The organism is Paenibacillus sp. LjRoot153, assembly GCF_964253085.1.
In the GTDB taxonomy this organism is placed as follows: Bacteria; Bacillota; Bacilli; order Paenibacillales; family NBRC-103111; genus Paenibacillus_E.
Map to the genome: position 1 here is coordinate 2724777 of NZ_CAXUQH020000001.1, position 16151 is coordinate 2740927.

A 16151-nucleotide genomic window follows, 5' to 3' on the forward strand; every position below is an offset into this window, starting at 1 on the left:
TATGAACCTAATTGTTTTGTTGTTTGCTTTGTTTTGCTTCGTGCCATTCTGGCTCGTCTTCATTGATTCCTTTGCTTCTGAAGCCAGCTTTATGGCACATGGGTATCAATTGCTACCGAGCGCTCTTACGCTCGATGCGTATAAATTCATTTTACAAGGCGATCAAATCTTTCGTAGTTACCGGGTCTCTATTCTAGTCACAGTTCTAGGAACAGCACTCTCTGTAATCATTACAGCGATGTATGCCTATGTAATAGCTAACCGTAAGTTTAAATATCGCAATATCCTTTCATTCCTTACGTATTTTACGATGGTTTTTGGCGCCGGACTGGTCGGATTCTACATCTTGATCGCAAACTGGCTGCATCTGAAGGATTCCGTTTGGGCACTCATTTTACCGTATTTGTTAAATCCATTTTATGCATTTATACTCGTATCCTTTTATCGGACGTTGCCTTATGAAATTAATGAATCAGCGACCATTGATGGAGCCAGAGAAATTCGAATTTTCTTCAAGATCATTTTGCCCATCACGGCACCGGCCATTGCTACGATAACGCTATTTTATGCGCTGCAATATTGGAACGACTGGTGGTTATCCCTTCTATTTATCGATAATTACAAGCTGCATCCGCTTCAAATGATGATCCGTCAGCTCATTTCGAACCTAAATGTTTCTTCCTATGTTTCAGGAAGCAGTACTTCCTATACGGTGTCAGCACCTACGAATGTTGTTCAAATGGCTACTGTATGCCTAACGATCGGACCTATCGTATTGGTATATCCTTTCGTTCAGAAATATTTTGTCAGTGGTTTGACTGTTGGTGCAATTAAAGGATAATGTTGTTCCCCGGATAATGCCGGTTGAGCATATAAAGAAGATGGACTATAAAGGGAGGCACACAGAAATGAAAAAATGGTTTAGCTTAGGTATGACAGCTGTTACAGTTATGGCCGTGTTGGCAGGCTGTAGCAATGGAGATAAGGCGGCGGAATCCACAACTTCCCCAACTGCATCAAGCGCACAACAATCTCCAACCGTGAAGAAGAACGAGCCCGTTACACTTAAAATCATGATTCCAGGTGATCGCCCGAAAGATTTTGACACCGTGATTGCAGAAGCGGAAAAACGTATGTCGGGTACACTTAACGTGAAACTGAATGTTGTTTTCGTACCGTTCTCTGATATCGCTCAGAAAACACAAGTTACACTTGCATCTGGTGAAGATGTCGATTTAGTATTTGATGCCCCCTGGGTTCACTTAAGCCAAATGATAGCAGGTAACTATTATGAACCATTAGATGATTTACTCAAACAATATGGCCCAGACATATTAAAAACGAGATCCGAACAATTATGGAATTCTAATAAATATAACGGCAAAATTATGGCAATCCCGCTTACAAATTCCTATTATCAAGGCCGTATCTTCTATGTTCGTAAAGACTTGAGAGAGAAATACGGCATATCACCAATTAAGACGTACGATGATTTGATCAATTTTGCAAAAGTCATCAAAGAAAAAGAAACCAACATTGCACCGATAATCTCGAACAAAGGCCCGATGGATTGGGCAAACTTCCGTAAAGTATTTGATTATGACAGCCATATTGATGATACACAAATTGGTACGAATGGTGTTCTCTTCTTGAAAAATAACGACGGTAAGGTCTACAACATGTTTGATCAAATGGATCCAACGGTTTGGAACTGGATTACCGATGTTAGGAAACTGTATACCGATAAATTGATGTATCAAGATGTGCTATCTGTTAAGGATGCCAAGGCTGAATATAAAGCGGGTAAAGCAGCCATTATTAATACCAACGATTTCGGTGTGAATGCTGATGATGCGGCTGCCGTGAAGAAAAGCGTAAATGGCGAAATTGAAGCTGTGACGTTATTTAAACAAGAAAAAGGCGTGAATGTGTCCACCTTCCAAGCTTGGAATTTCCTTGCTCTGACACATGTCAGCAAAAACAAAGAGCGTGCAATCCAATTCTTAAACTGGACACAGCAAAAAGATAATTACGACTTGCTTGCATACGGGATTAAGGGTAAAAATTGGGAGCCTGTAGGCGACGATCAGTACAAGAAGCTTGATAATGATTATGCTTGGTTCCCATATGCATGGCTTTGGAATCCAATTTTGGATCGCTATGATCAAAGTCTAGGCGCTGAGACGATTGCTCTGAACAAATACACGGCAATAGGTGAGAACTTTACACCAAGTAAATTAGCTGGATTTACTTTCGATTCTGCTTCTGTTGCGAATGAAGTTGCTCAACTTAACACACTTCGGGACAAGTACATGGATCCTATCTTTAATGGTGTAGTTGACCCTCAAACGTACTGGGATAAATATAAAGCCGAAGCGAGCTCCGCGGTGAAGAAAATTCAAACCGAAATGCAAAGGCAAATCGATGCTTTCCTAGCTACAAAAAAATAACAAAATGACCAACTGTCGTAAGGGTATTCCTCTTACGACAGTTTTCATATGGAACACATAACAAGTGAATGCAGTTTTATGAGGAGGATGAACTCATGTGGGTAGCGGATCATTTTCTTGCTTCCGAATATGAAAAATCGCGGCAGAAACATAGGCAAGATACTAACACGCAAGCGGCCGATCGGAAAGTACATTTAAGAGAAGTTTTAGCGCAGTCCATCGGTACTTTTGAGAAAAAGGAAGATCATACGCCCGTGCTTTTGGAGGAAATGGACTGTGGCACTTATATAAGAAAGCGGGTAGAACTATCTGCTACTCCAGGATTAACTTTCCCAACGTATATTTTAGTACCTAAGGGATTTGGGAAGACAAAACTGCCAGGCGTAATAGCCGTTCACGGTCATGGATACGGGAGTAGACAAATTCTAGGCATGCATCCAGACGGCTCTTGGGATGAAGGTCAGCCTGGCATTTATCATAACTTTGCCCTCGAATTGGTTCATCGTGGCATGGTCGTGATTGCACCAGATGTCGTTGGATTTGGAGAGAGAAGGCTACAATCAGACTTAAGGGAAGACCCTAATGCTCCCAGCTCTTGTTATATGATGGCTGCTCAGTTGTTAATGGTTGGTAAGACATTGACGGGACTCCGTGTTCAAGAGGCTATATGTACATTAGAATACTTTAGTGGTCTAGAGGAAGTAGACCCAGAACATATTGGAATTATGGGTTTCTCAGGAGGCAGTTTGATTGCCTTCATTGCCTCCGTCCTAGACGAACGGTTACGAGCAACTGTGCTAGCAGGCTTCCCGAACACGTTCAAGGAAAGTATTCTTGCGGTTCACCATTGTCTGTGTAACTATACCCCAGGTATTCTGAATCATTCTGAATTACCTGAACTGATTAGCTTAATTGCACCTAGACCGCTGTTTCTGGAGTCTGGGTTGGATGATCCCATTTTTCCCAAAGAAGGATTTATTGTAGCAGTCGAAGCGATTCAAGCTGCTTACACGAGTATTGGAAAGCCGGATCATTTGGCAACAGATCTTTTTCCGGGTGGTCATGAGATTAACGGGAGACTGTCGTACGATTGGATGTATGACAAACTAACAGAATAAGCTTTTGGAAATTGCTAAAAAAACCGCATATTTTACATAAAAAACTGTACATGACCTAGTGTTATGATTAAATCATGTAAAATAAATAAACTTTAAGGGGTAGGAGAAATGAGCATACTTGAGGCACAAGACCAAATTTGGCTAGAGAATGTGATTGGCAAAATAAAAACGAAAATGGACTGGGTTAGCGAAAAGTCCAAACATAAAATTCCGTTCACAACAATTAATGGCACACACGATAATCGCATCGTGGATAACCCAACAGGTACTGAAACAGATGGAATTAATTGGTGGACGAATGGTTTTTGGGGCGGCATGATGTGGCTTATGCATCACGAAACCGGCAACGAGAAATATAAAGAAATCGCGCAAATTTCTGAAAAAGAATTAGATCGATGTTTTGATGAATTTTATGGCTTGCATCATGATGTTGGATTTATGTGGTTGCCGACAAGTGTGGCGAATTATAAAGTAACGCAAAATCCGGAATCTCGAAAAAGAGCGCTGCATGCAGCTAATCTTCTTGCAGGTCGCTTTAATTTAGCAGGCGGTTTCATACGCGCGTGGAACGATTTAGAGGGCTCCGATACAAGAGGCTGGGCCATTATCGACTGCATGTTCAATATCCCGTTGTTATACTGGGCTTCTGAAGAAACTGGTGACCCACGGTTCAAACAAATCGCAATGAAGCATGCCGATACGGGGATGACAGCATTCGTTCGACCGGATGGTTCTGTGAATCATATTGTGGAATTCGATCCTTTTGAAGGCGGTGTTGTTCGTACATATGGCGGGCAAGGCTATGAAGAAGGCTCTTCCTGGACGAGAGGGCAGACTTGGGCGTTGTACGGGTACATGATGAGCTATATTCATACACAGAAGGATGAGTATCTGCAAACCGCGAAACGAATTGCCAACTATTTTATCGCGAATATTCCTGCGGATGGCGTGATTCCGGTTGATTTCCGGCAGCCGAAAGAACCGAAGCGCGAGGATGATACGGCTGCAGCGATTGCAGCGTGTGGTCTGATTGAAATTGCGAAAGTTGTAGGGGAGCATGAAAAGGATCTTTATCTTGGTGCTGCGTTGAAGCTGCTCCAAACATTGGATAGCTCACGAATCAATTGGACAACTGATAGTGATAGTTTGGTTCAATACGGTACAGGTGCCTATCATTCGGCAACCCATCATCATGCGATTATTTATGGTGATTACTATTTCATGGAAGCGATTTTCAAGCTAAAAGGGAACGATTTGTATTTGTGGTAAAGGGGAGCACGACAGCATGATTCAAAATCCAATTCTACGCGGCTTTAACCCGGATGCATCGATCATTCGGGTTGAAGATGATTATTATATTGCAACGTCTACTTTTGAATGGTTCCCAGGCGTGCTCATTCATCACTCCAAAGATTTGATGAATTGGAGACCACTCACGCGTCCGCTGGATCGCGTGAGTCAGCTTGATCTGCGCGGTGTGCCAAGTTCAGGCGGCATTTGGGCGCCTTCCTTAAGTTTCTGCGATGGTACTTTTTATTTGTGCTTTACGAATGTGGTTGGTCGAAAAGGCGTGTATAAAGATCTGCATAACTATGTCGTGACGGCTTCTTCAATTGAAGGGCCTTGGTCTGAACCGATTTATCTGAATTCCAGCGGTTTCGATCACTTTTTGTTCCACGACACGGATGGCCGGAAGTATTTGTTTAATATGCAGTGGGATTTTCGGAAAAACAAAAGTAGATTCGCCGGTATCATTATGCAGGAGTTCTGCCCTGATGAAGGTAAGCTGATTGGTGAAATCAAGCTGATTACCAAAGGGACAGATTTGGGTGTGACAGAAGGCCCAATGGTATATAAGAAGGATGGCTATTACTATTTGCTGGTGGCCGAAGGGGGAACGGGGCCGATGCATGCTGCAACTCTCATGCGCGCAACCTCTGTAGATGGTCCATATGAAGTAGATCCGGACTACCCGATTATCACGACAAGAAATACCCCAGAACATCCGTTGCAAAATGCAGGTCACGGCTCATTGGTGGAAACGCAGCTAGGGGACTGGTACATGGTGTTCATTTGTTCTCGTCCTCTTCAGGATGGCAACAAGCTCAGCCCATTAGGGCGAGAAACCTCATTGCAAAAAGTGGCGTGGACATCGGACGGATGGCTGCGACTAGCAGCAGGCGGGAAGCAGCCGCAGCTGCATATTCCGGCAACGGAGCTCACGCCGCAGCCGTTTGCTCCGGACCCGGTTCGGGATGATTTCGACGAAACGAGTCTCAGCGTACATTGGCACACTTTGCGCGTTCCGGCAGAAGAGTCATGGTTAAGCTTAACTGAGCGTCTCGGGTTCTTACGATTGAAGGGAAGAGAGTCACTTACCTCTTTGCATAACCAAAGCCTCGTGGCAAGACGCATTCAAAGCTTCCAGTGTGAGATGGTGACATGCGTGTCGTTCGAGCCGGAAGCTTTTACCCAAATGGCGGGTCTTGTGCTCTATTATGATGAATCCGATCATTACTATCTTCGCATATCGCATGATGAACAACTCGGCAAGCATCTGGCGATTATCGTAAGCGATCAGGGGCAATATGACGAATTGGACGTTTATGTGGCGATTCCTGAAGGGGAGCGCATCTATCTCAAAGCAACAATGAATTTCGATACGATTCAATTCTCATACAGTACTGACGGTCAGTCGTGGCAGATTATTGGTCCTACGTTGTATTCCGGCAATCTTGCGGACAGCTACCAGCGCAAATTATCATTTACTGGCGCTTTCGTTGGATTGTGTGCACAGGATTTGCGAGGAACTCGCCTGCATGCGGACTTCGACTTTTTTGATTATGAGGAGAACTGGATATCTAACGAATAAGCCTCGCATAACACTTAAAAAAGCGCATACATGTGTTAAAAAACTGCATCCAACTTCCTTTATCCATCTGATACAGTAAAAAGAGGCGACCTATCTAACGGCTGTCTCTTTTTTCTTTTGCCATAAACCAGAGGAGGATCGTGATGAAAAGCTTACAGGCCTTCCTGAAAAATAAAAATATGTTGATTCGAATCATATTGTCCTATCTGCTGGTAGGGCTTTTGGTCATTGCCGTGCTGACGTTTGTCATCGCGTCCAAAGTTTCCCGAAATTTAACGGAACAGATTAATCGATCAACAGATACGGCTATTGAACAGTCATACAACACAGCGAACATTTTATTGACATCGACATTCACTAATTTCGGAAGTCTGTTTAACGGACCGGAAATTCAGATGAGCTTTTATAATATGGATTTCAATACGAGTGAACTTGGTCGAATTGGCAACAAGCTCTATGAATTAACCAGTACGAATCCCTTGATCCATTCGATCTACTTGCTGAATGATCAGAAGAAGCTGGCTTTCTCTTCACTTAGTACCGTCAAATCGTTTGACGATTTCTATGACCCAGATGTACGCCATTTATTGGCCAGTATGCAACCGAATCGCTCGAACATCTTTTATCCCCGTCATATCGATTATGCCATTTATGATAGGAAATATGAGATGAATGTGATTTCTCTCGTATTTCCAAATGCTGCTGGCAAGGAGGCGAATGGTGCGATGGTGCTTAACTTGGACCAGCATACACTGCAAAGCATGGTTATGAATGGTGCTCAAAGCGGCTTGTTTGAATCCATGATTTTGAATAAACAGGGCACTGTCATTACTCACTCCACGAATGAGATGATTAACACGAATTTAACAGAGGAGTCATATGTTCAGTCGATCAACAATTCTCCTACGCCGAAAGGTACTTTCGAGTTTAAAAAAGAAGGTCGCAATTACCGGGTTTCCTATATCAAATCAGAGAGTCTGGGATGGACGTTCATCGGATTAATCGACTATGAGAGTCTCCTGAGCGAAGTCAGGGAAACACAAAAGTTCATTTTAACGGTGACTGGCTGTTTACTTCTGATTGTTTTGTTAGTAGGCGGATTCTTTACGAAGTGGATTTACGGTCCTATTCATCGTCTTCTAGCGAAAGTGAATCACTCCTCCGGCGGGAACAATAAGCCACAAGGAGAATCCGAATTGGATGTAATTGGAAGGACTTTTTTTTACTTAGATCATCAGATTCAGGATTTGCAGCTAAGTGTGCAGGATTATCGTTCTGCCAAAAGGCAGGAGGTGCTTCGCCTGCTGACATCCGGAGGATGGTCGAACGAAGAGGAGATGGCTAGGAAACTGGCTCGGGTTGGGATCGAATTCGTTTATCAGAGATATGTCGTATGCTTGCTTCGACTCGATGCCTACCGTCAGCTGCTAGCCACCTATAAGCAATCTGATATAGCCTTGTTGAGATATGCGATATCGAATATAGCCGTTGAAGTTAGCTCTAACCGAATGCCAGCAGTTTGTTTTGACTCTGGCGATGATGGTATTGCAATGATTGTGAACGTGCATGAGAATGCTGAGCTTGAGCCCCATCTCACGGAGATGCTGCAGGACATACAAGACAATGTGATTCGATTTTTACATTTATCCGTCTCGATTGCAGTGGGATCGGAGAGCTTACGTTTATCGGAAATTGAATGCTCAAGGGAGGCAGCCAAGCTTGCTTCCACGTATCGCATCATCTCTGGGAACGGAGCTATTATTCATTCAGGTATTGAAAAGTCAAGAGAGCCGTTACAAGACAGCCAAGTGTCTGCCATAGAGAAACAGATTACGGATCAGTTAAAACTTGGGGACATGGCGAGCATCAGAGAAGCCTTTGCATCCTTCCTTGCCTATACCCGTCAAGCTACGCCTGATGAGATGATGCTCAGCTTGACGCAACTGCTCATTTCTACAGCGCGAACGGCTAAAGCAATGACCATGCCGATCAGTACGGGATCAATCATGGATATTGGCGGACTCATGGCTGCGCTCAATCAAAGGGAGACGTTAGAAGAAATTGAGGCTTGGTATTTAGATGTATGTGAGCAAGCAATTGGCTCTAGAGACTTGCAGTCGCAACAGAAGAACAAGTGGATTGTGGATAAAATAATTCTGTATATTCATGAGCATTATGCGGATTCGAACTTAACGGTGGAGTCATTGGTGGAAGTTGGCGGCCTCTCCATGAATTACATGCGCAAAGTATTCAAAGAGATTGCAGGACAATCGATTACCTCTTATCTGAGCGAATACCGTTTTGCCAAAGCCAAAGAACTGCTCGTTGAAACCGATCTTCCGGCAAACAAAATTGGTGAGATGGTAGGGATGGAAAATACGAATTACTTTTATGTTTCTTTTAAAAAGCATTGCGGCAAGACACCGGATCACTATAGGAAGCAGCATAAGTTCGCTTTTTTAGATGATAAAGGCATAAAAGAATGAAAGTGGTGTAATTTCACACATGGATTTCGGTGAAAATCAGTGATTTTGACTACATCTTAAACTTTTAAAGAGAAACGAACAAACGTAGAGTAGAGTCATCGACCTGGTGAAAGGAGGAAACAAGATGAGCAACACAATTACATCCACACAAACAACGATGAAAGCATCGGAGGCAAAGAAACAACGCGGTGCGGTTGGTGCTTTTTTTCATGAGCTGAAAGTAAATAAATTTATGTACTTTTTGGCACTTCCCGGTGTTGTCTGGTTCTTAGTCTTTGCTTATCTGCCAATGGGGGGGATCGTTGTCGCCTTCCAAGACTTCAAAGCGGTGAAAGGCATTACCGGCAGTAAATTCGTCGGTTTAAAAAACTTCCAATTTTTCTTCAACTCCAGCGATTGGATTAAAGTCGTGAGCAATACGGTATTTCTGAATGTACTGTTTATTACATTCGGAACGATTGCCGCTGTAGCGATCGCGATTATGGTAACAGAGATTGGAGGCAAATGGTTTAAGAAAATTTCCCAATCTGTTATGATTTTCCCGCATTTTCTTTCTTGGACGGTTGTTGCCATGTTCATGACGGCTTTCGTGGCGACAGACGGAGGATTCTTAAACCAATTAATAGGTATTTTCGGGATTGATCCCATACAATACTTGTCTTCTCCACATTACTGGCCAGCCATTCTCGTTATGTTGAAAATTTGGCATGGGGCCGGTTTCGGTTCCATCGTCTATATGGCTACGATTTCAGGTATCAATCCGGAAATATATGAATCTGCTGCCATGGACGGCGCGAGCCGTTTCCAAAAAATTCGCTACATCACGCTGCCGCTCTTAAAGCCGACAGTCATTCTATTGACCATACTTGCAGTCGGGGGCATCTTTAACGGAGATTTCGGCATGATTTATGCGATTATTGGCAGAAATCCGCTTCTTTACCCATCGACAGATGTAATCGACACTTATGTTTTCCGTGCATTGATGGATCTCGGGGATATGGGGATGTCAGCCGCTGTTGGCTTCTTACAATCGATTATCGGGTTCATCCTAGTGATCACAGTGAACTATGTGGCTAAGAAAACATCACCAGACTCGGCTATCTTTTAAGAAATGGAGGCTGCATATGATTCAAGAGAGTTTATCAGATAAGTTGTTGAAATTCGTATTTTATCTCATTCTTGCCCTGTTCTCGATTTACTGTTTGATTCCTTTTATTTCGGTCTTGGCAAGCTCTTTTGCAACAGAAGGGGAGATTTTAAAGAAAGGCTATACGTTCTTTCCCAATGAATTCTCGCTGCAGGCGTATAAATTGATTTTTGAAGATAATACGATCTTTCGGGCATATGGCGTAACCACCTTCGTTACCCTCGTCGGCACGATGTTATCGATGATTTTCACCAGCGCGATGGCTTACGCCATTTCCGTTAAATCGGTTAAATATCGCAATAAAATCGCGTTTTTCGTTTATTTTACGATGTTGTTCCATGGTGGTTTGGTGGCTTCCTATTTGTTGATTTCCAAATATTTAGGTATGAAAGACTCGATTTGGGTGCTCATCATCCCGAGCATGATCAGCGCATGGAACATGTTTCTGCTGCGAAATTTCTTTGCAACGATTGATGAATCGCTTGCCGAATCCGCAAAAATGGATGGCGCGAACGATGCCTACATTTTATTTCGTATCATTCTTCCAGTTTCGCTTCCAGCGCTTGCAACGATTGGGTTGTTCTATGCACTGAGTTATTGGAACAACTGGTTCAGCGCGCTGTTATATATCAACGATCCGCATAAGTTTCCACTGCAATATTTGATTCAGCGCATTATGAACAATTTGGACTATATTAATCAGGTTTCAGCCGATGTGAATATCCCAAACTTTGTCCCTCCAGCGATTACTGTTCGGTTGGCTACGACGATCGTAACGATAGGTCCGATTATATTCTTGTATCCGTTTTTGCAGAAATATTTCGTCAAAGGATTAATGGTTGGCGCAGTGAAAGGCTAGTTCCGCTATCGGCGGTTTAGTATAGACGAGGAATATTAGGGAGGATATAGACATGCAAATGAGAACGATTTCAACTTCGATGTTGACGTTAGCAGTGTTGGGCACGGCTACGGCATGCAGCGATTCCAAACAACCAGAGGCTAGTACGGCTGTTATTTCCACAGCTCCTGCAAAATTGACACCTGTTACACTGAAAGGTATGCTTTTCGGCGATCCGCCGAAAGATATGCAGCTCGTCATGGATGAATTCGAGAAACGGACCAAAGACACGCTGAATACGAAATTAAATATTCAATGGAATCCGAGTGCTGATCATAAGCAAAAAGTGAAGCTAATGATGACAGCCGGTGAAGAGGTTGACTTCGTTTTTGACGCTGATTTCATGAATCTAAAGGAGCTTGTGCCACAAGGTGCTTATGTGCAGTTGGATAAATATTTTAATAATGACGCTTATCCAGGCTTGAAGAAGGCATTTACTCCTGAATTTGTAGAAGCGAATAAGCGTTTTGACAATCATCTCTACACGATTCCGTTCACGCAGTATTTCTATGATTTGCCTGTTGTGTATATTCGCAAAGATTTACGTGAGAAATACGGTTTAGGTAAGATTAACAGCTACGAAGATCTAGAGAATTTCTATAAGAAAGTACAAGAGGCTGATAAAACGCTGACTCCTCTTGCGGTAAAAGGTAATGGTGGCTTTCAGGAAATTTGGACAGGTGAAAGTAATACGAAGATTCCTAATGTTGGTACAGTTGGCATTGCTGGTATTCCTATCCTTGTTCAATTATCGGATGACGGAAAGAAAGTTCAGAATATGGCTGCGCTTGGTGACGATGCTGTGGCGTTTGCCAAGTTGCCAGCTCCCTTCAACACGGCTAAGACTGCATACCCACAATACGATAAATGGGCGGAATGGAGCAAGTATTTAGAGAAAGACGTTGTTAGCCAAAAGGATAGTAAAGCTTATTTTATGTCAGGAAAAGCAGCTTCCTATTATGGCACAATTAGTTCTTTTGCTGCAGACAGAAAGAAGCTGAAGGAAACGATCTCTACGGCAGATCTCGAGTTTTTTGTGCTGAGAAAAGATATTCGTGATATGAAACCGCAAGCCATCAGCACGAACTACAGATCAAATAACTCGATTGCAATTCCTACTACCTCTAAAAACATAGATAGAACGATGAAGTATTTCGATTGGTTATTCAGCAGCCAAGAAAACCACGATTTAATCGAATACGGTATTCCAGGGAAACATTGGGAAGCCGTAGGCAGCAATCAAATCAAATTACTGGATGAGTCGAAAAACTATATTTTTAGCGGATACGAAATGTCATGGAATCCCAATATGATTAGACTCAGCAGCGATTTGGATGAAACAACACGCCAATATTTTGAATACTCAGCGAAAAAAGATACGTACTATTCAGCCCCGCTTGCCATGTTTACATTTGACAGTACAAATGTGAAAGCGGAAGTTGCAAGTATTACCTCCAAAACAGATCCATTCATTCAACTGCTGAAAGCTGGTCAGATCAAAGACTGGGAAGCTCAAACTGCCAAGTTGAACAGTGAATTGAAAGCACTTGGCATGGACAAAGTCCGCGCCGAGCTGCAAAAGCAACTCCAAGCTTATTTGGATAAAGGCGGCAAATAATTTGGCATAGAGCGACAGTTGAGTACGAGCTCAATTGTCGCTTTCTTTTGTCATGCTTTTACAAGCAATAACGACATAGAAAACAATTCTCAGTATAGGATAGGAGTGAATCAGATGGCAACTCGATTTAATATGTTGGAAGAGTGGCATCAGACTGGTATCAAAGGAGACTATGGGTATCAACTGAAAGTGGGCTTAAAATTGGAATTCCCAACCCTGGATGGAGCTGTTGGATGGTATCCGATCGGTTTTGAAAGAGGAAATGATACGGCGCTGGATGTCATGGGTTGGCATGGCTTGGAGCTTGTCATGAATACAGCAGTTGAAGAGACTGAAGTAAACGTTATAGCTAGGTTCATCGATGAACGGTCTGTTACTGCGGCAATCTGGCTGGCAGGTGCGGGAGAGCATCGTGTCAGCCTGAAGCTGTCTGATTTTGATATGGAGACGAGTAAAGGGAATATTTGGCGTTTCCTCAAAAGTTTTGAGCTGAGGGGAGAAGCGGAACTCACTCGGGCGGAGCTTCGAAAAGGCCAGAATATTTATGTGGAAAGCGATGTAAGGGGCAAAGCCGGCGAGATTGGTGATGAAGTCGTCTATACGATGACAATTCATAATTGCACGGAGGTTAAGCAAAGTGTAATCGTCAAACAGGTATTTGAAGGATGGGAATCCTTGCTTCCGATCATCACGCCTTCACGATTCGTACTGGAGCCTAATGCGAAACAGGAGGTTACAGCAACGGTTAACGTACATGAGCGCATGGTGCCTGGGGGGCATGAGACGACATTACTCCGTTTTATCGCAGGCGGAGACAGTGGAAGTGCAGTTCAAGTGGCATTAAAAACGATGCGTAGTTTACAGCATCCCTACATTTATCATTCTAAAGAACAATGGAAAGCGGTTAAAACAAAGATTGATACACATGCCGCATTTAAGCCAGGGTATGACAATATTATCGCAGTTGCAGATCAGTGGGAAGTGACTCCGCCGCTGCCAGTTGATGAGAGAGACTACTGTTATAACACAAGTGAAGAATATGGGATCATGTCGGCCGCATATGCCTACGCATTGACCAAGGAATTGAAGTATGCAGAAAAAGTAGCGAAATTCTTTCGTTTTTTCATTGATGAAGATCATGGATATCCGAAAAAAAAGAAGGGCTGCAGCCAAAGCTATGTGCAGGAGGGGCATTTTTTCCAGCATCTAGCGATTCCTTACGATATCATCCATGATGCCGATGTGCTAACCGAGGAAGACCATCGTGGCATTGAAAAATCGTTCCGGATCTACATGGACATTCTGGATCACCATCTCCAAAGAGGTCACATTTCCAATTGGTTATTATCCGAAATCACAGGTGCTTTGTATTGCGCACTAGCGATTCAAGATATGGAAAGAGCGCTTCGCTTTGTATACGGCGCTGGAGGCTCGATCGATCAGTTGAAATACGGTTTGTTTAACGATGGGTGGTGGCATGAATGTTCCGTAGGATACAACACGTGGGTTTCGTCCATGTACATCCATACTGCGCATGCGTTACTTCCATTCGGATACAACTTGCTGCACACGCATTTCAGAATTCCATTCAACGACGAAGTTAACAGCTCATATGGCGGTCAAGAAGCGGAAGTAAGATTCGGCATGTACAACAAGAAGTGGGGAGGGAATCGAAAGAACTACGTCTGTATCAAAGATTTGTTCGATGCAGTCATTCCGTTCCTCGATAATCGTGGCGTTTTGTTCGGTATCAGCGATTCCGATGAGAAGAAGCTTGATGGCGTCCATTTCGGTTCTACGTTTGATTTGGCCTATCACTATTATCAGGATCCGGAATACATCGCGGTTATTCAGCGTTTTGAACAAGCTGATCCTATATTCGGGCATGCCGAACTACCGGACTATGTCTCTACATATACGAAGAAAAATGCATTTTCAGATAACGTTGGTATCGCCATGTTAAGAAGTCAGACGGAGAACCGCGAGCAAGAAGGTCAAATCCAAGCGGTCCTGCGATATGGTTCACATGGTTATGCACACGGGCATTTTGATCGTACGGAAGTGCTATCCATTATGCGCCACGGACGCAGCTTCTTTAATCCCGAGCATGTGTGGTGGGGATATGGGCATTTTATGTATAAGTTTTATGTGCAAAATTCCATGACCAAAAACATGGTGGTTGTCGACGGGAAAATGCAGGTGCCAAGCGACTCCAAACGCCTGTTGTTTTATAGCGGCCAAGCAATTCAGGCTACGGTAATTGAAACCGAGTCACGCTGGTCCTATCCACCGTATGGCGGGATGATTTATAACGACAATGAAACACTGGTAGATCGATGCCAAATGAACGCAAGCTGGCTGCCCGAAGTGAAGGATGCACCGCCATATGGCGCTTTATCAGATTTTACGGAACCGATCTTACAGCGAAGAGTGATGGCCGTTACGGACGACTATTTGGTTTTGTTTGATTATCTGAAAGGTGAAAGGGAGCATCAGTACGACAGCTTATTCCAAATAAAAGGGTTCAAAGGGATCCAAGGGGAGGAAGTGAGTTTAACTAAACATACGAGTCAATGGACGGAAAATCCCTTGTCGGATGCCCAGTTTATAACGGATTGCCATTGGTATGAAGTCTCTGGCTCTAGCGTCGCCAGCTTCGAGACGGTGTTCGGCGAAGGGGAAGATATGCGCGGGAATCGGACGGCACACAATACCCCTGGCGTATTGAAAATGGACGTCCATACCGCTTGGCCACGTCAATCAGTTCAAATTACTGGTAGAGCAGCGGAGCATCATGGCATTACAATCCCATTCGATTATCAGGTAGAGGTTGACGGTGAGGTTCAAGCGCATGGAGAGTTCGGGGCATGGTTGCTGGGTGAAGGGAAATGCGATATCGCGCTGCAAGGAGCAAAGACAATAAAGTTGAAAGTGAACAATCACCCCATCTATAACGAGCAGAGGTACCCGCAACGAACAAAACAAGGACTTTTCTGGGGAGATGCTTATCTAGTCCTGGCAGACGGAAGCAGAAAACCGCTATCTGAGCTAACCTTGGTGTGTGAGAATATCGATCTTGGTTTCGGCATTGGCAAAGATTACGAAGGCGGACGGGTAACGATTGTTGGGAATGAATATGCGAATGCGATTCCGACGAGTCCTATCGATCATGACAGGGAAGGCGTCATTCGTTTGGATGTGACTGGGATGTGTGCAGTGCGCTTTGTAGGGCTCATCGGCGCTGACGCGTTTCCTGGCGACGAGACTCAACGCCGAATCACGTATGCAGTCCGAACAGAAGGGCAGATTGGCCGATTTATTACGATTGTTGAGCCGTTTGAATCGCAAACGATGGTTGTATCGGTGAAAGCTGTTGATGACAGTACAGTGGAAGTACAGCTGAAGGACGGCAGAACACAGGTACTTACAGTTGATCGTATCGAGGCTGAAGATGTATCCGTTCGAATCGTGGAATCCAAAGACGGTCGAATCCTTCGTGAAGAACTCGCTTCAGGCAGATAGGGCAGGGCAATGCGTAATATCTACAGACAGGAGATGATGG

10 protein-coding genes are annotated in these 16151 nt (G+C 43.8%); all 10 read left to right on the plus strand.

Annotation, left to right across the window (positions count from 1 at the left end):
* The first annotated feature begins 1 nt into the window (after position 1).
* Positions 2–841, plus strand: a complete 840-nt coding sequence (locus ACSQ8P_RS11780) for a carbohydrate ABC transporter permease (RefSeq protein ID WP_436239509.1) — start codon at positions 2–4, stop codon at positions 839–841.
* Between the two features lie 67 nt (positions 842–908).
* The gene (locus ACSQ8P_RS11785) at positions 909–2450 is read left to right on the plus strand and encodes an extracellular solute-binding protein (RefSeq protein ID WP_436235338.1); all 1542 of its coding nucleotides are present in this window, start codon (positions 909–911) and stop codon (positions 2448–2450) included.
* A 95-nt stretch (positions 2451–2545) separates the two neighbouring features.
* Positions 2546–3568, plus strand: coding sequence for a dienelactone hydrolase family protein (locus ACSQ8P_RS11790; RefSeq protein ID WP_436235339.1), 1023 nt, complete (start codon positions 2546–2548; stop codon positions 3566–3568).
* A 108-nt stretch (positions 3569–3676) separates the two neighbouring features.
* Positions 3677–4837, plus strand: a complete 1161-nt coding sequence (locus tag ACSQ8P_RS11795; RefSeq protein ID WP_436235340.1) for a glycoside hydrolase family 88 protein — start codon at positions 3677–3679, stop codon at positions 4835–4837.
* A gap of 16 nt (positions 4838–4853) precedes the next feature.
* Positions 4854–6440 (plus strand): glycoside hydrolase family 43 protein, encoded by a 1587-nt coding sequence (locus ACSQ8P_RS11800; protein ID WP_436235341.1) that lies wholly within the window; start codon positions 4854–4856, stop codon positions 6438–6440.
* A 143-nt stretch (positions 6441–6583) separates the two neighbouring features.
* On the plus strand, positions 6584–8926 hold the full coding sequence (locus ACSQ8P_RS11805) for a helix-turn-helix domain-containing protein (RefSeq protein ID WP_436235342.1): 2343 nt from the start codon (positions 6584–6586) through the stop codon (positions 8924–8926).
* 124 nt (positions 8927–9050) lie between these two features.
* Positions 9051–10034: an ABC transporter permease gene (locus ACSQ8P_RS11810; protein WP_436235343.1), complete on the plus strand. Its 984-nt coding sequence runs from the start codon at positions 9051–9053 to the stop codon at positions 10032–10034.
* Between the two features lie 16 nt (positions 10035–10050).
* Complete coding sequence (locus ACSQ8P_RS11815; protein ID WP_436235344.1) at positions 10051–10932, plus strand: carbohydrate ABC transporter permease; 882 nt, start codon at positions 10051–10053, stop codon at positions 10930–10932.
* Between the two features lie 52 nt (positions 10933–10984).
* A complete protein-coding gene (locus tag ACSQ8P_RS11820; protein WP_436235345.1) occupies positions 10985–12589 on the plus strand; it encodes an ABC transporter substrate-binding protein in 1605 nt (534 codons plus the stop codon).
* Positions 12590–12703: 114 nt separating this feature from the next.
* On the plus strand, positions 12704–16111 hold the full coding sequence (locus tag ACSQ8P_RS11825) for a COG1470 family protein (protein ID WP_436235346.1): 3408 nt from the start codon (positions 12704–12706) through the stop codon (positions 16109–16111).
* Positions 16112–16151: the final 40 nt, after the last annotated feature.